This is a genomic window from Amycolatopsis deserti (assembly GCF_014653945.1).
GTDB classification, from domain to species: domain Bacteria; phylum Actinomycetota; class Actinomycetes; order Mycobacteriales; family Pseudonocardiaceae; genus Amycolatopsis_E; species Amycolatopsis_E deserti.
On the sequence record NZ_BNAU01000005.1, the window covers coordinates 1 to 18616 of the forward strand.

Annotated in this window: 19 protein-coding genes; 6 read left to right on the top strand and 13 right to left on the bottom strand. The window is 73.3% G+C overall.

Translation table 11 applies throughout. From position 1 onward, the window contains the following. Positions 1 to 232: 232 nt before the first annotated feature. Positions 233 to 676: a pyridoxamine 5'-phosphate oxidase family protein gene (locus tag IE290_RS21075; RefSeq protein ID WP_191246387.1), complete on the bottom strand. Its 444-nt coding sequence runs from the start codon at positions 674 to 676 to the stop codon at positions 233 to 235. Between the two features lie 72 nt (positions 677 to 748). Here IE290_RS21075 and IE290_RS21080 point away from each other — a divergent pair, with 72 nt between their 5' ends. Beyond that, positions 749 to 1474 carry a class I SAM-dependent methyltransferase gene (locus IE290_RS21080; RefSeq protein ID WP_191246389.1) on the top strand — a complete coding sequence of 242 codons (726 nt, stop codon included), beginning with the start codon at positions 749 to 751 and terminating at the stop codon, positions 1472 to 1474. On the opposite strand, the gene IE290_RS21085 is transcribed toward IE290_RS21080, so the two are convergent. Next, a complete protein-coding gene (locus IE290_RS21085) occupies positions 1471 to 1869 on the bottom strand; it encodes a winged helix-turn-helix transcriptional regulator (RefSeq protein WP_191246391.1) in 399 nt (132 codons plus the stop codon). The two genes, IE290_RS21080 and IE290_RS21085, sit on opposite strands and share 4 nt — an antisense overlap. 121 nt (positions 1870 to 1990) lie before the next feature. On the opposite strand from IE290_RS21085, the gene IE290_RS21090 reads away from it, so the two are divergent. Both IE290_RS21090 and IE290_RS21095 read left to right on the top strand, forming a co-directional pair. Continuing rightward, positions 1991 to 2842: an SDR family oxidoreductase gene (locus tag IE290_RS21090; RefSeq protein ID WP_191246393.1), complete on the top strand. Its 852-nt coding sequence runs from the start codon at positions 1991 to 1993 to the stop codon at positions 2840 to 2842. A 515-nt stretch (positions 2843 to 3357) separates the two neighbouring features. Further along, positions 3358 to 4158, top strand: coding sequence for an alpha/beta fold hydrolase (locus IE290_RS21095; protein ID WP_191246395.1), 801 nt, complete (start codon positions 3358 to 3360; stop codon positions 4156 to 4158). A 203-nt stretch (positions 4159 to 4361) separates the two neighbouring features. Here the strand turns inward: IE290_RS21095 and IE290_RS21100 are convergent, their stop codons facing one another. From IE290_RS21100 to IE290_RS21130, 7 genes are all read right to left on the bottom strand, one after another. Next, positions 4362 to 5582 (bottom strand): metal-dependent hydrolase family protein, encoded by a 1221-nt coding sequence (locus IE290_RS21100; RefSeq protein ID WP_191246397.1) that lies wholly within the window; start codon positions 5580 to 5582, stop codon positions 4362 to 4364. Next, entirely contained in the window at positions 5579 to 6784 is a 1206-nt protein-coding gene (locus tag IE290_RS21105; protein WP_191246399.1) for a M20 metallopeptidase family protein, read from the bottom strand. Before IE290_RS21105 ends, IE290_RS21100 begins: the two co-directional genes overlap by 4 nt. Positions 6785 to 6903: 119 nt before the next feature. Then, a complete protein-coding gene (locus IE290_RS21110) occupies positions 6904 to 8040 on the bottom strand; it encodes an epoxide hydrolase family protein (protein WP_191246401.1) in 1137 nt (378 codons plus the stop codon). Then, entirely contained in the window at positions 8037 to 8969 is a 933-nt protein-coding gene (locus IE290_RS21115) for a shikimate dehydrogenase (RefSeq protein WP_191246403.1), read from the bottom strand. The genes IE290_RS21110 and IE290_RS21115 overlap by 4 nt, the downstream gene beginning before the upstream one ends. Beyond that, entirely contained in the window at positions 8954 to 9709 is a 756-nt protein-coding gene (locus tag IE290_RS21120) for a phosphoenolpyruvate hydrolase family protein (protein WP_191246405.1), read from the bottom strand. Before IE290_RS21120 ends, IE290_RS21115 begins: the two co-directional genes overlap by 16 nt. Further along, complete coding sequence (gene hxlB, locus IE290_RS21125; protein ID WP_191246407.1) at positions 9706 to 10236, bottom strand: 6-phospho-3-hexuloisomerase; 531 nt, start codon at positions 10234 to 10236, stop codon at positions 9706 to 9708. The genes IE290_RS21120 and hxlB overlap by 4 nt, the downstream gene beginning before the upstream one ends. Beyond that, a complete protein-coding gene (locus IE290_RS21130) occupies positions 10229 to 11113 on the bottom strand; it encodes an NADP-dependent phosphogluconate dehydrogenase (RefSeq protein ID WP_191246409.1) in 885 nt (294 codons plus the stop codon). Before IE290_RS21130 ends, hxlB begins: the two co-directional genes overlap by 8 nt. Before the next feature lie 110 nt (positions 11114 to 11223). Between IE290_RS21130 and IE290_RS21135 the strand changes: the two genes are divergently transcribed. From IE290_RS21135 to IE290_RS21145, 3 genes are read left to right on the top strand one after another with little or no spacing between them, the layout of a single operon-like run. Then, positions 11224 to 12639, top strand: coding sequence for an aminotransferase-like domain-containing protein (locus IE290_RS21135; protein WP_191246411.1), 1416 nt, complete (start codon positions 11224 to 11226; stop codon positions 12637 to 12639). Beyond that, the gene (locus IE290_RS21140; protein WP_191246413.1) at positions 12636 to 13487 is read left to right on the top strand and encodes an ROK family protein; all 852 of its coding nucleotides are present in this window, start codon (positions 12636 to 12638) and stop codon (positions 13485 to 13487) included. The genes IE290_RS21135 and IE290_RS21140 overlap by 4 nt, the downstream gene beginning before the upstream one ends. 42 nt (positions 13488 to 13529) lie before the next feature. Next, positions 13530 to 15131 carry an alpha-amylase family glycosyl hydrolase gene (locus tag IE290_RS21145; protein WP_191246415.1) on the top strand — a complete coding sequence of 534 codons (1602 nt, stop codon included), beginning with the start codon at positions 13530 to 13532 and terminating at the stop codon, positions 15129 to 15131. Here IE290_RS21145 and hsaB read toward each other — a convergent pair. Genes hsaB through hsaA form a run of 4 tightly spaced genes read right to left on the bottom strand, consistent with a single transcriptional unit; the run spans position 15100 to position 18556 of the window. Beyond that, positions 15100 to 15630, bottom strand: a complete 531-nt coding sequence (gene hsaB / locus IE290_RS21150) for a 3-hydroxy-9,10-secoandrosta-1,3,5(10)-triene-9,17-dione monooxygenase reductase subunit (protein WP_191246416.1) — start codon at positions 15628 to 15630, stop codon at positions 15100 to 15102. The genes IE290_RS21145 and hsaB overlap by 32 nt on opposite strands. Next, a complete protein-coding gene (gene hsaC, locus IE290_RS21155; RefSeq protein ID WP_191246417.1) occupies positions 15627 to 16529 on the bottom strand; it encodes an iron-dependent extradiol dioxygenase HsaC in 903 nt (300 codons plus the stop codon). Before hsaC ends, hsaB begins: the two co-directional genes overlap by 4 nt. Before the next feature lies 1 nt (position 16530). Further along, complete coding sequence (gene hsaD / locus IE290_RS21160) at positions 16531 to 17376, bottom strand: 4,5:9,10-diseco-3-hydroxy-5,9,17-trioxoandrosta-1(10),2-diene-4-oate hydrolase (RefSeq protein ID WP_191246418.1); 846 nt, start codon at positions 17374 to 17376, stop codon at positions 16531 to 16533. A gap of 1 nt (position 17377) precedes the next feature. Continuing rightward, positions 17378 to 18556: a 3-hydroxy-9,10-secoandrosta-1,3,5(10)-triene-9,17-dione monooxygenase oxygenase subunit gene (gene hsaA, locus IE290_RS21165; protein WP_191246419.1), complete on the bottom strand. Its 1179-nt coding sequence runs from the start codon at positions 18554 to 18556 to the stop codon at positions 17378 to 17380. Positions 18557 to 18616 lie beyond the last annotated feature (60 nt).

Consider the following 18616-nt stretch of genomic DNA (forward strand, 5'->3'; position numbering starts at 1 on the left):
GAGCCGCGGCGCCCGAGGTGGAGGCGCCATGCGCAGCGGTGCGCAGACGCGAGCCGGCCGTGCACTGCGCCCACGCCTCAGCCCGCCGAGGGCGCAGCAGCCACCCACCCGGCGGCCCACCACGAACGGCCCGCCTAGCCCTCCCCACCCGGCAGGCCGGCCCCGCCAGCGCCACCCCAACGAAACAGCGCGTCCCCATCCCTCATGGGCGCCAGGGGCGTCGGTCCCGTGGTCACTTGCGTTCGAACCGCACCACCTCCCGGTCCGGCCACCATGTCGTCGCCACCAACTTGTCGCCTTCGACGGTCGTCACCACCGCCTGCTGGAGGTCCAGCCGGAACAGGTGGCTGGGCTGCATGTCGCCCTGGATGGCGTCCAGCACGGCCTTGTCGGTGATCTCGATCGCGATCCCCGACAGCTTCGCGTCGCCCTCCGAGGACGGGTGTGCGTGCAGCGCGAAGCGGCCGTCGCGCTGCAGGTCGTGCGCTTTGCGGGCGCCCCACATCGACCCGATGTACAGCTCGGGCTCCCGCAAGTCGACCTCGGTGCCGCTCACCCGGGGCGACCCGTCCCGCCGCAGAGTCGCCAGCACGTGCGTCTCCGCGGCCGTCAACCGCTCACGCACCGCCGTCGCCAGCGCCGGTGCCTGCTCTTCGAATTCCCTCCAGTTGGCCACGTCCGGAGTGTGCCAGGGGGTACCGACAAAAACCGGGCGCGTGCCGGTCACCCGGACGGATAAAGTGCGACCGTGCCCGACGCGATCTTCGCCCACGCCCGTCTCGCCCCGATCTACGACACCTTCGACGGCGAGCGCGACGACCTCGACCTGTACCTGTCGATCGCCGACGAGCTGAAGGCCGAACACGTGCTGGACGTCGGTTGCGGCACGGGCAGCCTGGCCGTCCTGCTCGCCGCGACGGGCCGCACCGTCGTGGGCGTCGACCCGGCGGAGGCGTCGCTGGCGGTCGCCCGCGCCAAGGACCCGGACGGGAAGGTCACGTGGATCCACGGCGACGCCACGGATCTGCCGCCGGCGGGCGCCGATCTCGCTGCCATGACGGGCAATGTCGCGCAGGTGTTCCTCACCGACGACGACTGGAGCCGCACCCTCGCGGGCATCCACGCCGCGCTGCGACCGGGCGGCCACTTCGTGTTCGAGACCCGGCGCCCGGACCGGCGCGCCTGGGAGGACTGGGCCGCGACCAGCGAACCGCTCGTGCTCGACGTGCCGGGCACCGGACCGGTGGAGCGCCGCCTCGAGGTCACCGACATCAGCCTGCCGCTGGTGTCGTTCCGCTTCACGTACCGGTTCCTCAGCGACGGCGAAGTGGTGACCTCCGATTCGACCCTGCGCTTCCGGGAGCGCGAGGAGATCGAGAAAAGCCTTGCCGCACAAGGATTCCGCGTGAGCGATGTGCGCGACGCCCCGGACCGGCCGGGGATGGAGTTCGTGTTCCTGGCCCAGCGCGACTAGCCCGCCACCGCCGCCTTCGACTCATCGTAGGCGCGGCGCGCGGCCATCACGTCCTGCACCCGGCCCTCGACCAGCTCGATCAGCTCCCGCAGCCGGCCCGCGACCTCGGCGCCGAGCGGCGTCAGGCTGTACTCCACGCGCGGTGGGATCGTCGGCTCGGCCTCGCGGTGCACGAAACCGTCGCGCTCCAGCGCCTGCAGCGTCTGGGCCAGCATCTTCTCGCTGACGCCGTCGACCTTGCGGCGCAACGCGTTGAACCGGAACGGCCCCTCGGCGAGCGCGGCCAGCGCGAGCGTGCCCCAGCGTCCCGTCACGTGCTCCAGCACGCCACGTGAGGTGCACGCGCGCGCGAAGACGTCGGCGACCAGCTGGTCGTGCTCGGCGTCGCAACTCATGCCGTCAAGGATACCTGGTCGGACCCACGATGCCCTGTGATGGTACTTACCCTTGGTTGGCACTTACTAGAAGTTAGTACTAACTTCGACAGCGCACGGACTTCCGAGAAGGAGCGAGAACATGACCATCGTCGTCACCGGCGCCACCGGCCAGCTGGGCCGCCACGTCATCGCCGGCCTGCGCGAAACGCTGCCCGCCGAGCAGATCGTCGCCGCGGTGCGCAGCCCGGAGAAGGCCACGGACCTGGGCGTCCAGGTGCGGGAAGCCGACTACGACCGGCCGGAGACGCTGGCGGCGGCGTTCGCGGGCGCGAGCAAGGTGCTGCTGATCTCGGGCAACGAGGTGGGCCGCCGGGTCCCGCAGCACCAGGCGGCGGTGGACGCCGCGACGCAGGCCGGCGTCGCTCACCTGGTCTACACGAGCGCGCCGCACGCGGACGACACGACGCTGGTCCTGGCGCCCGAGCACAAGGCGACCGAGGAGATCATCCGGGCGTCGGGCGTGCCGTTCACGATCCTGCGCAACAACTGGTACACCGAGAACTACGTGCCGAACGCTCAGCAGGCCATCGCGAGCGGGGTCCTGATCGGCAGCGCCGGCTCGGGCCGCGTCGCCAGCGCCACGCGAGCCGACTTCGCCGCGGGCGCCGTCGCGGTCCTCACCGGCGAGGGGCACGAGGGCAAGGTGTACGAGCTGGCCGGCGACGTGGCGTGGACGTTCGACGACCTCGCCGCCGAGATCTCGGCCATCGCCGGCACGGAGATCCGCTACCGCGACCTGACCGCCGACGAGCACCGCGCGGCGCTCGTCGAGGCGGGGCTGCCCGCGGAGACGGCCGGGTTCGTGGTGGCGCTCGACCGGAACATCGCCGAGGGCACGCTCGCGGACGCGACCGGCGAGCTGGCGGCGCTGATCGGCCGCCCGACGACCCCGCTGGGCGAGGGGCTGGCCGCGGCGTTGAAGGAAGCCTGAGGACTGTCCTATTTGGATGGAGTGGGTGGGTGGTCTGAGCGGCAAAAGACGGTGGCTGGCACGCCAGCACCGGCGCAGCGGTGGCGACACGGGCGCGGGCTGGCGAACACGGGCGCGGGGTGACGAACCCGGCGGCCGCGGTGGCAAAGAGCCCGGCCGGTGAGGAACACAGCGGCCGCGCTTACGAACCCGCACGCGGGGTCGCCGACACGGCTAACGGCCGGTGCGAACACACCGGCCGGAGGCGAACTCGGCAGCCGCAGTGGCCGGAAACCCCAACGGGTTGCCGCATGGCAGCCGCCGTGGCGGAATCCCTCAGGGGGCGCCACTCGGCAGCCGCGGTGGTGAACACCCCAGCGGGGTGACGGCCGACACACGCGAAGCCGACACGCGCGAAGCCCACACGCGCGAAACCCCCACACGCGGGGCCCACGCGCGCGAAGGGGCGAAGGCGCCGCGGCGGCGAAAGGCCGGGAGCCCACCGGGCAGCCACCGCGCTGTGCTTGACTTCGCGCATGATCTCGGAGAGCACGTGCCCGGTTCCGGACGGGGAGTTGCACGTCGAGCGGAGTGGGGCCGGCCCGGCGCTGCTCCTGATCCCCGGGGGGACCGGGGCGGCCGCCTCCTACCGGGCCCTCGCGCAGCGGCTCGCGGCCCGGTACACCGTTCTCGCCTACGATCGGCGGGGTCACTTCGGCAGCACGGACTCCTCCGAGGGGCCCCTGACCGTCGCGCGGCAGGCGGACGACGCGCGAGCCGTCATCGAGCACTTCGGCTACGGCAAGGCCCTTGTGTTCGGCAGCAGCGCCGGCGGCCAGATCGGGCTGGAACTGGCCATCCGGCACCCCGACGCCGTCAGCGGGCTGGTCGTCCACGAACCACCCACGGTCGGCCTGCTGCCGGACGCCGACGACTGGATCGCGTTCGCCGAGGAACAGGCGGCGCGCAGCGCGGACGGCGACGTTTTCGGAGCCTTCCAAGAGTTCCTCGCCTCCATCGCGGGCGCCGGACTGCCCCCGCTCAAGACCGTGCGCCTGCCGCACGAACACGAGTGGCGCCTGCTGTTCGACCGCGAACTCGTCGGCATCTACCGCTACGTGCCGGACCTCGACGCGCTGCGCCGCGGCCCGGTGCCCCTCGTGCTGACCGCGGGCGAGGACAGCCGCGGCTACTACCACTACCGCCCGGCCCGCGCGCTCGCCCTCGAACTCGGCCTGCCGTTCGTCGAGCTGCCCGGGGCGCACCTGGCCCCCCAGCGGAACGCGGAAGCGTTCGCCGAGGCCCTGAACACCGTTCTCGCCGACCTGGTCCTCTGACCCGCCACGCCGAAACCTGTCGAGTTCCTGTGAAACGGGTCCGCGGCGCGGAACGCGCGCTATCCTGAGTTCATACGGCCGGTGTCATCCTCCCCAGTTTCACACCGGCCGGAGCTCCGGCGCTTACCTCCCCCTCGGGCGCTGGAGCGAGGCCCCCGGGCCGCGCCATCCTCCCCCAGTTTCGGCGCGGTCCGGGGGTTTTCTCACTTCTGCGAACCGGGCGCGACCACCCGCACGCCGTCCTGCCACACCTCCCGGACCCGCCCGGGCAGCGCGGCCAGGTCGTAGGCGTCGCCGGACACCACCACCAGGTCCGCGCGGAACCCGGGCGCCAGCCGGCCCAGCGAATCGCCGTAGCCGAGCAGCTCCGCCGCCGACGACGTGGCCGCCGCGAGCACCTGACCGGGGCTCATGCCGGCCGCCTGCATCAACGGCAGCTCCTCGAGGTTCGTGCCGTGCGGGCCGACCCCGCTGTCGGTGCCCATCGCGATCTTCACCCCGGCCTCCACCGCGCGGCGCATCGAATCGGCGTGCACCTCGGCGACGTCCTCGGCCTTGCGGACCATCTCGTCGGTCAGCGCGGCACCGGCGCGGGCCGCGCGGATCACCGCGATCGGCGCGATCAGCGTCGGCACCAGCCAGGTGCCGTGCGCGAGCATCAGCTCGATCGCCTCGTCGTCGAGGTAGATGCCGTGCTCGATGGACCGGATCCCGGCCCGCACGGCGTTCTTGATGCCGTCGGTGCCCTGCGCGTGCGCCATCACCGCCTTGCCCTGCATCGCGGCCTCGGCGACCAGCACGTCCAGCTCGGCGGGCGTGAACTGGGTGTGCCGCGGGTCGTCGCCCGGGGACAGCACCCCGCCGGTGGTGCACACCTTGAGCACGTCGGCGCCCGCGCGCAGCAACTCCCGCGCCACCTTGCGCATCTCGTCCGGCCCGTCGACGACCGTGGACGGCCGCCCCGGGTGCGGCAGCGTCAGCGGGACGCAGTGGCCCGAGGGCATCCAGTCGTCGCCGTGCCCGCCGGTCTGGCTGATGATGCCGATCGAGATCTCCAGCCGGGGGCCGCTGATCATCCCGTCCGCCTGTGCCTTCTTGATGCCGAGGTCGGCGCCGCCCGCGTCGCGCACCGTGGTGATGCCCAGTTCGAGCGTGCTGCGCAGGTTCCGCGCCGCCTCGTAGAACTGGTAGGAAAACGGTTTCTGGAACAGCTTGATCAGGCTGATGTCGGACACCGTGACGTGCACGTGGCAGTCGAACAACCCGGGCAGCACCGTGGTGCCGGTGCAGTCGACCACCTCGTCGCCGTCCAGCCCGGTGCCGATCTCGGCGACGCGGCCGTCCTCCACCACGACGTCGGCGTCGAACGGGTCGCTGCCGGTGCCGTCGAAGACCCGGCCGCCGGCGAACAGGATCCGGGTCATGCGCCCACCCCGCTCAACCGCCGCGCGGCCAGCGACGCGAGCAGCGCCGCGCCGTCGGCGACCACGCTGTCGTCGAACGATGCCTCCGGGGAATGGTTGTAGGGCGCGGAGTCGGGCTCGTCGGCGAAGGTCGCCCCGAGGAACACGAACGCGCCCGGGACGCGGTCGAGGACGCGGGAGAAGTCCTCCGATCCGGTGACCGGGTCGGTCGCCACCGAGAACCGCTCCTCGCCGAACACCTCGCGCACGGTCTCGGCGACGAACTCGTGACCGGCCGGATCGTTGACGGTGACCGGGTACTCGGGCGAGTAGGTGACCTCGGCTTCCAGGCCGTGGGCCGCCGCGATGTCCCGGCACAGTGGGACGGCCAGCTCCGCGACCCGCTCCCGCGCCTCCTTCGAGAAGCTGCGGATGGTCGCCTCGAAGCGGGCGTCCGGCGGGATGATGTTGCGCTGGGTGCCCGCGTGGAAGTTGCCGACGGTGACCACGACCGGGTCGAACACGTCGAACCGGCGGGTCACCATGGTCTGCAGCGCAGTGACCATCTCGCACGCGGCCGGCACCGGGTCGAGCGCCGCGTACGGCCGCGACCCGTGCCCGCCCGCGCCGATCACCCGGACGAACAGCCCGTCGGCGGCGGCCATGATCGGGCCGGGCCGGGACACGAACTGCCCGCGCGGGATCATCGCCGACACCACGTGCAGCCCGTAGGCCTCGGCGACCGGGCGGCCGGCGGCCTCCAGCACCCCCTCGGCGATCATGTGCCCGGCGCCGTCGTGGCCCTCCTCGCCGGGCTGGAACATGAACACCACGTCGCCGGCCAGCCGGTCCCGGTGCGCCGACAGCAGCCGCGCGGCGCCGACGAGGCCGGCGGTGTGCAGGTCGTGCCCGCACGCGTGCATCCGGCCCTCGTGCCGCGAACTGAAGGCGGCCCCGGTGTTCTCGGTGACCGGCAGGGCGTCCATGTCGCCGCGCAGCAGCACCACGGGGCCGCCGCCGTCGCCGCCCTGCCCGCGCAGCACGGCGGTGACGGACGACAGCCCGGTGCCGGTGCTGATCTCCAGCGGCAGCCCGTCGAGGGCGGCGAGGACCGTCTCCTGGGTGCGCGGCAGGTCGAGGCCGAGTTCGGGAACCTGGTGGAGCGCGCGCCGGAGTGCCACGAGGTCGTCGGACAGCTCGCGCGCGTCGTGCCTGAGATCCATTCCCCGACTCTAGAGCCGCGCGGCGCCGGACGGGAGGTCACGCGGCGATCGCGGCGACTTCGACGAGCGATTTGCCCGGTTTCGTCCTCCTTCCACTGTGGACACCGGCGCCGGGGTCGTCACCGGACCATGCGGAAGAACGCACGCAGTTCCGCAGCGAACAGGGCGGGCTGCTCCCACGCCGCGAAGTGGCCGCCGCGGTCGGGTTCGTTCCAGTGCCGGATGTCGGTGTAACGGTTGGCCGCCCAGCGGCGGGACGGGCGCGGCATCTCCTTCGGGAACACCGTGCAGCCGGCGGGCACGGTGACCGTGTCGTCGGTCGCCGTGGTGAACCACTCGCCGACCTGCCGGAAGCTCTCCCAGTACAGGCGGGCCGACGAAGCGGCCGTGCGGGTGAGCCAGTACAGGGTGATGTCGTCGAGCATCTCGTCGCGGGTCAGGACCGTCTCGGGGCGTCCGCCGCTGTCGGTCCAGGACGCGAACTTCTCCACGATCCACGCGCACAGGCCGGCCGGTGAGTCGGTCAGCGCGTAGCCGACCGTCTGGGGTCTGGTGGTCATCTGCTCGGAGTAGCCGGACTCGTGCGCGGCCGCGTGGCGCAGGTCCGCCAGCGCCGCCTCCTCGGCCGGGGTGAGGTCGCCGAACGTGGCCGGGTCCGGCGCCGCGATGGGCGGCATCAGGTGGATTCCGGCCAGCTCACCGGTGTCCTGCTGCCCCATGCTGGTGGTGACGCTGGTGCCCCAGTCGCTGCCCTGGGCGCCGTAGCGCTCGTAGCCGAGGCGGGACATCAGCTCGCGCCACGCGGCGGCGATCCGCTGCACGCCCCAGCCCGGTGCGGCCGGGCGGTCGCTGAACCCGTAGCCGGGCAGCGACGGGACCACCACGTGGAAGGCGTCGGCCGGATCCTCCGGTTCGGTGAGCAGCGGGATGGCCTTCTCGAACTCCAGCACCGACCCGGGCCAGCCGTGGGTGAGCACCAGCGGCAACGCGTGCTCGTGCGGTGAGCGGACGTGCAGGAAGTGGATGCCGACGCCGTCGATCTCCGTGCGGTACTGGGGCAGCGCGTTCAGGCGCCGCTCGGTGGCCCGCCAGTCGTACCCGGTGGCCCAGTAGTGGCACAGTTCGCGCAGGTAGGCCAGCGGCACGCCCTGCGACCAGTCGCCGACCGGCTCCTCGTCGGGCCACCTGGTGCGCAGGAGCCGTTCCCGCAGGTCGGTCAGCTCCTCCTCCGGGATGTCGATGCGGAACGGGATCACGTGCCGGTCCTCCTCGGTCGGTGTGGTGCGGCGGCGGCCGCCAGTGCGGACAGGGCTCGCGGGGTGAACGGCTCCCCGGCGATCGCGGTGAGCGCCCCCGCCCACCCGGCGACGAAGTACTCCCAGCCGTCCCGTGTGGACAGTCCGTGGGCCGCCGCTTGGTGCAGGAACGTCAGGTCGCCCCGGTAGTTCAGGTCCCACGCCACCGTGCCGGGGGTCCACGGGGCGTGCCCGGTGAGGGGACTGCCGGGCCGGTCCTTGCCGAGCCCGGTGGCGTTGACCACGAGCGTCGCGCCCGGGACGAGGTGGTCGGCAGGCCCGGACAGGTGCACCAGCTCCGGCCGCGCACCGATCCGCTCGGCGACCCGTCGCAGCGCGTCGAGCGCCGCCGGGTCGATGTCGGCGAACACCAGCCGCTCCGGCGCGTCGGCACGCGGTTCGCCGGTCTCGACGTCCAGGTGCAGTGCCAGCAGCAGGGCGGTCGCGGCGCCGCCCGTGCCGAGGCACACGATCCGGTCACCCGAGGGCGACCCGAGGATCGCGGCCAGTGAGCGGGCGTCGTTGGCGTAGGCGGCCACCCGGGCACCGGTGGCGAGGGTGTTGATTTCGCCCGTCAGATCGACCAGCCGGTCGCGTTCGGACAGTTCGGCGGCGCACGCCCGGTACCACCGCAGCTTGTGCGCGGTTACCACGGCACCGTGGACCAGCGGGTTGCGGCGCATCGCGGCGAGCAGCCGCCGGTAGACCGGTGGCGGCGTGTCCGGCGGCAGGTCGACGCCGCGCAGCACCCACGGCCGGCCGAGCGCGTCGGCCCAGCCGTCGAACACGACGTGCGCCAGCGATCCCGCGGTGCTGATGCCGACGAACAGGACCAGCGGCGGGCCGGTCCAGGTCTCGACGTCCTCGACCGTGATCACGTGGTCCGGCATGGTCCTCCGTTCTCCCCCACGGCCCGCCGCCACGCGGCCACCGTGCCGTCCAGGTCCTGGGCGCGTTCGAACACCGAGGCCCCGAAGAATCCGAAGCCCGCCCCATCCTGTCGGGTTCGCGGGAACCTTGCCGGATCGGTCAGCGGACCACCGTGCGCCAGGAGCGGCACCACGGGAACGGCCGCCGCCACCGCGGTGAGGGTGGCGATGTGCTCCGCGGTGAGCGGACCGGGGCGGGTGATCCCGAGGTGGATCACGACCGCGTCGGCGCCGTGTGCCACCAGATCCGCCGCCTGAGCGGGCGTGCACGCGTACCCCCAGGCCGCCAGCCCGCGTTCGCGCGCCAGCGCCATCAACTCGACCTCCCGCCGGTAGCCCAGCCCCGCCTCCTCCACCGCGACCCGCACCGGTCCGGACAGCAGAGCGGTCGTGGGCGCATTGAGCACGCCGGCCACGCCGTGCCCGGCCAGTTCGTCCAGCACCTGACCGGGTGGGCGCAGGGCGTCGTTCGCGCACACCGTCGCCAGCACGGGCCGTCCCCCAGCCGCGGCGACGACCTCCGGGACGATCCCGAGCGTCAGCTCGTTCGCGTTGGCCCAGGGCAGCAAGCCGGCCACCGAGGGCAGACCGCGGCGGCGCAGCACGCTGGAGTGGTACGCGACGATCACGTCCACCCCCGCCCGGGCGAGCCGCCTCGCGGTGTCCGCGTCCCCCGCGGCCGCGGCGATCAGCGCGTTCACAGCAGGTTCGCGTGCCGCTCGGCCAGCGCCGCGTCCGGAACAGCGTGGGCGTGCTGGAACGCCCCGCACAGGGCGTCGCCGAGCAGGAGGCACGCCTGCTCGAAGAGGGAACCGCCGTGCTGGCGGCTGTCGGCCGGGACGACCACGACGAGGTCGGCCTCCGCGGCGATCGGGGAGTCCGGCGCGGCGGTCAGCACGGCCACCCGGGCTCCGCGGGCACGGGCGACGCCGGCGTTCGCGAGCGGGCCGGCGGTGCGGCCGCTCGCGGACAGGCAGACCAGCAGGTCACCGGCCGCGATCGCGGGCGCGGTGGTCTCACCGGCCACGTGCACCCGCAGCCCGAGGTGCATCCACCGCATCGCCAGGGCTTTCGCCACCAGGCCGGAGCGGCCGCGCGCGTCGAAGAACACCGTCCGTGCCGTGGTGATGGCCGTGCCGAGGGCGGCCGCGGCGGCCGGATCGACGGCGGTCACCGCGTCGTGGACCTCCGCGAGCACCACCCTGGCCCGTGCCAGCACGTCAGACATGCGCGTGGCCTCCGATCCGGGCCCGCGCGGCGACCAGCAGACGGTTCGCCGCCCGATCGTCGTCCCGGCTGGCGAACCTGGCCTGCAGCGCCGCGGTGAGCACGGGCGTGGCGATGCCCTGCCGGACAGCCTCCTCCGCGGTCCAGCGGCCCATACCAGAGTCGGCGACGGCCGAGCCGACACCGGCCAGCGCGGGGTCGGCGGCGAGCGCGTCGACGGTCTGCTCCAGCAGGAACGACCGGGCCGAGCAGCCCGCCTGCCACACCCGCAGCGCGGTGAGCGGGTCGAGCCCGTCGCGCGCGGACAGCAAGGCGAAACCTTCGGCGTAGGCCTGCATCAGCCCGTACTCCACGGCGTTGTGCACCGCCTTGACGAAGTGCCCGGCCCCGGTGGGCCCGACCACGGCGACCGCGTCCGGCGCGGCCAGAGCCCCCAGCACCGGGTGGATGCGCTCGGCGTCCTCCGCCGCGCCCCCGACCGTCAGCCCGTACCCGTGCCGCCAGCCCCACTGGCCCCCGCTCACCCCGACGTCGAGGAACCGGACGCCCGATTCCGCGAGCCGCGCGGCCCGCCCGGCCGCCTCCCGCCAGTCGCTGTTGCCTCCGTCGACCACGAGATCACCGTCGGCGAGGAGCCTGGTGAGCTCGGCGAGGACCCCGCCGGTCGCGGGCGGCGGCACCATCACCCACACCGCGCGGGGCGGCGTGAGAGCGGCGACCAGATCGCCCAGTGAACCGGTGACGCTGGTGCCCTCCGCCCGGGCCCGCTCGGCCGCGGCCGGGGACGAGTCGGCGCCGATCACCTCGTGCCCGGCTTCCGCGAGGCGACGCGCCATCGGGCCGCCCATCCTCCCCAGACCAACCAATCCGAGTTGCATGCCTCGACCTTCCGCCAGTGGTTTGACATCGGTTACCTCGTTGCTGCCAATATGACGGAGTCCCCCTGGCTCGAATAGGACCAATCACGGTCCGATTGGTTGGAATCGTCATGCACATCCAGGACGCGCTCGGCGACTGGTCCGCTCGTCCGGGCCCGCTGTACGCCCGGTTGTCCGCGGCGCTGGCGGCAGCGATCGATCGCGGCGACATCCCGCCCGGCACCGCGCTGCCGCCGGAGCGATCACTGGCCACGCGGCTGGCGATCGGCCGGAGCACGGTCATGCACGCCTACGCCCGCCTCCGCGAAGCCGGGATCCTGGAAACCAGGCAGGGCAGCGGTTCCTGGGTCACCGGCGCGCGCCGGACGGGGAATGCGGAGGCTCCGCGCGAATCGCTGGCCGTCGCGGCGCTGCGGAACCCGGCGGCACTGGTCGACCTCGCCACCGCCGCGTTGCCCGCGCACCGCCGTCTGCGCGAAGCGGTCGCCGAGCTGGGAGTGGCCGACGCCGACACCGCGGCGGCGCTCGACACCCCCGGCTACCACCCCGCCGGGTTGCCCGCGCTGCGTGCCGCGCTGGCCGGGCGGCTGACCGCGCAGGGCTTGCCCACGGACGCCGGCCAGGTGCTCGTCACCACCGGGGACCAGCAGGCGTTGTCGCTGCTGGCCGCGCACGCGCTGCCGGACAGGGAACCGGCCGTGGTGGAGGCGCCGACCAGCCCCGGCATCCTCGACGTGCTGCACGGGCTGTCCGTGCCCGTGCGCGGTGCCCCGCCGGTGACCGACGGCGGCGACGACGTGCCCGCACTCGTCGACCGGATCCGCCCCGGCCTGGTGTACCTCGTGCCGACGCTCGGCCCGCTCGGCCGGATCCTCGGCCCGAGCGACCGGAAGCGGCTGGCCACCGCGCTCGCCGGCCGGGACGCCCTGGTGGTGGACGACGTCAGCCAGGCCGGGCTGGCGTTCGAGCAGGCGCCGCCGCCGCTCGCGGCGTACGCGGACGCGGACAACCTGGTCACCGTCGGCTCGCTCAGCAAGCTCCACTGGGGCGGGCTGCGGCTCGGCTGGATCCGCGGACCGGCGTCGCTCGTGGGCGCGCTCGCCCGGGCCAAGGCGCGCGCCGACCTCGGTACCCCGGTGCTCGACCAGGTGCTCGCCACGCGGCTGCTCGGCGTCGAGGACGAGGTGCGGGCCGAGCGGATCGCCGAACTCCGCGACCGGCTCACGCACGCGACCGAGGCGCTCACCGTGTCGCTGCCGGAGTTCCGGTGGACCCCGCCGGAGGGCGGGCTGAGCCTGTGGCTGGGTCTGCCGTCCGGGACGGCGACCTCGTTCAGCGAGGTGGCCGCCCGGTTCGGGGTGGCGATGGTGCCCGGCGGCGTGCTGTCCTCGCGCGGGCTGACCGACGACCACGTCCGGGTCGTGTACGCGCGGCCGCCGGAGGTGTTCGACGAAGGCGTCCGCCGCTTGGCCGCCGCGTGGGCGCGGTACCGGCACGCCGGTGACGACCAGCCGGTGCTGCTGTGACCACCCTCGGCATCGACCTGGGCGCCACCCACGTCAGAGCCGGGCTGGTCGACCGGGCCGGCCGGCTCAGCGGCGTGACGCGGCAGGTGCTGCCGCCCGGTCCGGCGGCCCGGCTGGACACGGTCCGGGCGGTGCTGGCGGACCACCCCGACGTGGCCGCGGTGGGCGTGGCGGTCGCCGGTACGGTGCGCGACGGGGTGCTGACCTGGTCGGCGAACCTCGGTTTGTCCGATGTGGACTTCGCCGCGGAACTGGGCCGACCGGTCACCGTGATCAACGACGCCCGCGCGGCCGGACTGGCCGAGGCCCGCCTCGGCGCGGGCGCCGGCGCGGCCACGGTCCTGCTGGTGACCGTGGGAACCGGGCTCGGCGGGGCGCTGGTGACCGGCGGACGGCCGCACGAGGGCACCGGGCACGCCGGCGAGGTCGGCCACCTGGTGCTGGACGCCGGTGGGCCGCCGTGCCGGTGCGGCAACCGCGGGTGCTGGGAACAGCTCGCGGGCGGTGTCGCGCTGAACCGGACCGGCGCCGCGCTGGGACCGGCCGGCGACGGAACACCCGGCGCCGCCCGGCTCGCCGCGGCCGCCGCGGCCGGGCAGCCACGGGCCGTGGCCGCGTTGGAGCAGCACGCCCGGCAGTTCGCCCGCGGGCTGGACAGCCTCTGCGCCGTCCTCGCACCGCACACCGTCGTGCTCGGCGGCGGTCTGGTCGCGCGAAGCGGCCCGATCCGGGAGGCCTACCTCGCCGCCGCGCACACCCTGCGCTGGCACACCGGTCCCGTCCTCCCGGCGCGGCTGGGCGACGACGCCGGGGTCCTCGGCGCGGCACTGGCGGCCAATCTCTGCTGATTGGTTCTGGAAAACCCCGCCGCGGCACGGTTTCCTGGGGCCATGCGCGATCGTCCGTGGTGGCAGGACGCCATCGGTTACCAGGTGTACCTACCGTCCTTTCAGGACAGCGACGGGGACGGCTGGGGCGACCTGCCCGGGCTGATCAGCCGGCTGGACCACCTCCGGGACCTCGGCGTCACGTTGCTGTGGATCAGCCCGTTCCACCCTTCACCGATGCGGGATCACGGGTACGACGTCGCCGACTACCGCGCGGTCGATCCGCGCTACGGCACGCTGTCCGATCTGGACAAGCTGCTGTGCGCCGCCCACGAGCGGGGCATCCGGGTGGTCGCCGACCTGGTGGTGAACCACACCAGCAGCGAGCACCCGTGGTTCCGCAGCGCGCGCCGGTCCCGCACCGACCCCCTGCGGGACCGCTACATCTGGCGCGATCCCGCGCCGGACGGTGGCCCGCCGAACAACTGGCTCGCGCACTTCGGCGGTCCCGCCTGGACGTTCGACGAACGCACCGGCCAGTACTACCTCCACCTGTTCACCCCGCACCAGCCGGACCTCAACTGGGACAACCCCGAGGTCGCCGACGAGGTCGACGACATCCTGCGCTTCTGGTTCGACCGCGGCCTCGACGGTTTCCGCATCGACACCGCGCACTACCTCACCAAGCACCCCGGACTCCCCGACAACCCGTGGCTGGCGCCGGAAGACGTGCCGTCGCAGGGCGGGGTGGCGGCCGAATGGCTGCGGCAGGACCACCGGTACGACATCGAGCAACCGTCGGCGATGGACATCCACCGCCGCTGGCGCGCGATCGCCGACTCCTACCACGCGGTGCTGATCGGCGAGGTGTACATCCTCGACCCCGCCCGGCTCGCCACCTACGTGGAGGCGGACGGCCTGCACTCCACGTTCTGGTTCGGCCTGGTCGAGTCCGGGTGGGCGCCCGAGCGGGTGGTCACCGCGTTGCGGGCGGCCGCGGCCGCCTCGCCCACCCTCGCCTGGGTGCAGAGCAGCCACGACCGCAAGCGCGCCGTGACCCGCTACGGCAGCGCCCGGCGCGCCATCGCCGTGGCCACCCTGCTCATGGGGCTGCCAGGCATCCCGTTCCTGTACAACGGCGAGGAACTGGGCCTGCCCGACGGGACCGTCCCACGAGGACGCTCGCAGGACCCGCTCGCCGCGGCCGACGGCGGCAGCCAGTCGCGTGACGGCGCCCGCACCCCGATGCCCTGGGAGCCGGGGCCGGGCCTGGGCTTCACCACCGCATCGGCGGCGTGGCTGCCGTTCGGCGACCGCAGCCCGTCGGACACGGTCGCGGTGCAACGGGAGGACCCGGACTCCCCGCTGTCAATCCACCGCAGGCTCATCGCCGCGCGCGCCCGCACCGCGTCTTGTCGCGCCGCGCCGCTGTGGCTCGACCACACCGGCGACGTGCTCGGCTACCGCACCGGCCCGGTCGTCGTCGCCGCCAACCTCTCCGAGCGGCCGCACCCGTTCGACCCCGGCCCAGGCCGGTGGCGATGCGAGTTCGACACCGACGACCCCGCGGCCGGCCGGGTGCCCGCCGAGCTGGCCCCCGGCCAGGCGGTGATCGTGATCGCCGGGGAGGCGGTCACAGCCAATCGTCCGGACCGGCCCAGCTGAGCACGTCCGCCTTGACCGGCGCCGCGCCGGTGTACTGGCCGCGGTAGAACAGCAGCGGCCGCCCGTTGGACGCCTCCCCCAGCGCCGTCACGCGGCCGACCACGACGAAGTGGTCACCGGCCTCGAACACCGTCTCCACCGCGCAGTCGACCCAGGTCAGCGCGTCCTCCAGCACCGGGCACCCGGACGGCGCCGGCGTCCACTCGACGGCGGCGAACTTGTCCGCGCCCCGCGCGCCGAACACCGCGCTGACCTGGTGCTGCCCCTCGGCCAGCACGTTGACCGCGAACCGGCCGCTGCGCTCGATCGACGGCCACGTGCGCGACTTGCGGGCGGGGCAGAACAGCACCAGCGGCGGGTCCAGCGACAGCGCCGCGAACGACTGGCACGCGAACCCGGCGGGCTCGTCACCGTCCATCGTGGTCACCACGGTGACCCCGGTGGCGAAGTGCCCGAGCACCTGCCGGAACCGCGCCGGTTCGATCGCGGACGAGATCACTTCCGCATCCCCACGCTGAAGTCGTGGCCCCACAGGCTCACCGCGGTGCTCTCCCGCGCGATCCACGACTCGTCGTCGACCTGACGGCCCTCGCAGCCGAACTCGACGTCGAACCCGCCCGGTGTCTTCATGTAGAACGACAGCATCAGGTCGTTGACGTGCCGCCCCAGGGTGGCCGACATCGGCACGTTGCGCCGCTTCGCCCGGTCCAGGCACAGCCCGACGTCGTCGGTGTTCTCCACCTCGACCATCAGGTGCACGATCCCGCTCGGCGTCGGCATCGGCAGGAACGCCAGGCTGTGGTGGCGCGGATTGCAGCCGAAGAACCGCAGCCACGCCGGCGGGCCGTCGGCCGGGCGGCCGACCATCTGCGGCGGCAGCCGCATCGAATCCCGCAGCCGGAACCCGAGCACGTCGCGGTAGAACCGCAGCGCCGCGTCGTCGTCGTGCGTGGACAGCACGACGTGCCCGAGGCCCTGCTCGCCGGTGACGAACCGGTGCCCGTACGGGCTCACCACGCGCCGGTGCTCGAGCGCGACGCCGTGGAACACCTCCAGGGTGTTGCCGGAGGGGTCGTCGAAGCTGATCAGCTCGGTGACGCGCCGCTCGGCCAGCACCTCCGCGCTGCCCTCCTTGTACGGCACACCGTTCGCGTCCAGCCGCGACCGCACCTCGTCCAGCTCGGCGGCGTTGGCGGCCTCCCACCCGGCCACCGCGAGCCGGTCGCTGTCCCCCGGCACGATCACCAGCCGCGCGGGGAAGTCGTCCATCCGCAGGTAGAGCGCGTCCGGATGCGTGCCCTTGCCCTCGACCATGCCGAGGACCTTGAGGCCGTACTCGCGCCAGGCAGCCATGTCGGTCGCCTCGATGCGCAGGTACGCCAGCGAGCGGATGCCCATCTCATTCACCTCGCAGGAAATCCAGGGCCAGGCGGTTGAACTCGTCGAAGCGCTCGACCTGAGCCCAGTGTCCACACCGGCCGAACACGTGCAGCTGCGCGCGCGGGATCGTCTTCAGCGCCACCAGCGCACCGTCGAGCGGGTTGACCCGGTCCTCGCGGCCCCAGATCAGCAGCACGCGTTGCCGCAGCTTGTAGGCCTCCCGCCAGAGCATGCCCTGCTCGTAGTCCGCGCCCGCGAAGGACGCGCCCATCGCGCGCATCGCGGCCAGCGATTCGGGCGTGCTCGCGTTGGCGTAGCGTTCCTCGACCAGCTCGTCGGTGATCAGCGCCGGGTCGAACACCATGAGCCGCAGGAACGCGGCCAGCTTCTCCTTGCTCGGTCCCGGCGGGGCGGCGAACCGGCCGAGCGCCTTGACGCCCTCGGTCGGGTCGGGCGCGAACAGGTTGGTGCTCAGCCCGCCCGGCCCCATCAGCACGAGCCGCCCGGCCCGGTCCGGGTGGTCCAGCGCGAGCCGAACCGCGGTCCCGCCGCCGAGCGAGTTGCCGACCAGGTGTGCGTTGCCGACCCCGAGGGCGTCGAGCAGACCGACCACCGCCCTGGAACTGTGGGTGAAGTACTGCGGGTGCTCGGTCGGTTTGTCCGACCTGCCGAACCCCGGCTGGTCGACCGCCAGGACGCGGAAGGACTTGGCGAACACGTCGATGTTGCGGGAGAAGTTGCTCCACGCCGACGCGCCCGGGCCGCCGCCGTGCAGCATCACCACGGTCTCGGCGTGCTCGATGCCGGCCTCGTGGTAGTGCAGCCGCAAGCCCCCGCCGACCTCGGCGTACTTGCCCTCGGTCATGTCACACCATCGCATTCTCGACCGGGACGCCGAACTCGCCGTTGCCGTACATGATGTAGGCGCGCTCGGGGTCGTTGGCGGCGTGCACGCGGCCGGCGTGCGCGTCGCGCCAGAACCGCTGGATCGGCGTGCCCCGCTTGAGCGCGCGGCCACCGGAGTTCTCGAAGAGCCGGTCCACGGCGGCGATCGCGCGCTCGGTGCCGCGCACCTGGTCGCGCCGCACGCGCAGCCGGGTGGCGAACGGCAGCTTCTCGCCGCGGCAGGCCAGCTGATAGAGCTCGTCGATGTTGCGGGTCAGCTGCAGCCACGCGGCGTCGATCTCGCTGGCCGCCTCGGCGACCCGCACCTTCGCGAACGGGTCCTCTTTGGACTGCTCACCCATGTAGGCGGCGCGGACCCGGTTGCGCTGGTGCTCCACGTGCGCCTCGTACGCACCCTGCGCCATGCCGATGATCGGCGCGGTGATCGTCGACGGGTGCACCGACCCGTACGGCAGCTTGTAGAGCGGCCCGGGGTTGATCTTCTGCCCCGGCGTGCGGCACTTCGACGTGGCCTGGAAGCTCAACGCGCGGTGCGCCGGGATGAACGCGTCCTCGACGATGATGTCGTTGCTGCCGGTGCCGCTCAGGCCGACGGTGTCCCAGACGTCCTCGATCGTGTAATCGCTGATCGGCAGCAGGTAGGTGCAGAAGTCCACCGGCCTGCCCTCGGCGTCGAACGCGGGCGCGCCGAGGAACACCCACGTCGCGTGGTCGCAGCCGGAGGAGAAGCTCCACCGGCCGGTCAGCCGGTACCCGCCGTCGACCACGGTGGCCTTGCCCATCGGCGCGTAGGACGACGAGATGCGCACGTCGACGTCCTCGCCCCACACGTCCTGCTGCGCCTGCGGCTCGAACAGCCCGAGGTGCCACGGGTGCACCCCGAGGATCGAGGCGACCCATCCGGTGGACCCGCACGCGCTCGCCAGCAGCTTCACCGCGGTGTAGAAGGTCACCGGATCGGCCTCGTAGCCGCCGAAGGTCTTGGGCTGCAGCAGTTTGAAGAACCCGGTCTCCTGCAGCGCCTTGATCGACTCGTCCGGAATGCGCCGCGCGTCCTCGGTCTCCTGGGCCCGCTCCCGCAGGACGGGAAGCAGCTCCCGGACCCCGGCCAGCACCCCGCGACCATCCTGATCGGTCATCTGCACGCCCCGTCCGTCATGTACCTGCGTTGTCATCGGAAAGACTAGAACACGTTCTCG

What these genes read in the sequence shown, in the direction of transcription:
- IE290_RS21105 (WP_191246399.1), bottom strand. Translation starts at nt 6,784, where the DNA reads ATGGATCTCAGGCACGACGCGCGCGAGCTGTCCGACGACCTCGTGGCA.
- hsaD (WP_191246418.1), bottom strand. Translation starts at nt 17,376, where the DNA reads ATGACCGAGGGCAAGTACGCCGAGGTCGGCGGGGGCTTGCGGCTGCAC.
- hsaC (WP_191246417.1), bottom strand. Translation starts at nt 16,529, where the DNA reads ATGGGCATCCGCTCGCTGGCGTACCTGCGCATCGAGGCGACCGACATG.
- IE290_RS21135 (WP_191246411.1), top strand. Translation starts at nt 11,224, where the DNA reads ATGCACATCCAGGACGCGCTCGGCGACTGGTCCGCTCGTCCGGGCCCG.
- IE290_RS21115 (WP_191246403.1), bottom strand. Translation starts at nt 8,969, where the DNA reads ATGCCGGACCACGTGATCACGGTCGAGGACGTCGAGACCTGGACCGGC.
- IE290_RS21145 (WP_191246415.1), top strand. Translation starts at nt 13,530, where the DNA reads ATGCGCGATCGTCCGTGGTGGCAGGACGCCATCGGTTACCAGGTGTAC.
- IE290_RS21095 (WP_191246395.1), top strand. Translation starts at nt 3,358, where the DNA reads ATGATCTCGGAGAGCACGTGCCCGGTTCCGGACGGGGAGTTGCACGTC.
- IE290_RS21130 (WP_191246409.1), bottom strand. Translation starts at nt 11,113, where the DNA reads ATGCAACTCGGATTGGTTGGTCTGGGGAGGATGGGCGGCCCGATGGCG.
- hsaA (WP_191246419.1), bottom strand. Translation starts at nt 18,556, where the DNA reads ATGACCGATCAGGATGGTCGCGGGGTGCTGGCCGGGGTCCGGGAGCTG.
- IE290_RS21090 (WP_191246393.1), top strand. Translation starts at nt 1,991, where the DNA reads ATGACCATCGTCGTCACCGGCGCCACCGGCCAGCTGGGCCGCCACGTC.
- IE290_RS21100 (WP_191246397.1), bottom strand. Translation starts at nt 5,582, where the DNA reads ATGACCCGGATCCTGTTCGCCGGCGGCCGGGTCTTCGACGGCACCGGC.
- IE290_RS21085 (WP_191246391.1), bottom strand. Translation starts at nt 1,869, where the DNA reads ATGAGTTGCGACGCCGAGCACGACCAGCTGGTCGCCGACGTCTTCGCG.
- hxlB (WP_191246407.1), bottom strand. Translation starts at nt 10,236, where the DNA reads ATGTCTGACGTGCTGGCACGGGCCAGGGTGGTGCTCGCGGAGGTCCAC.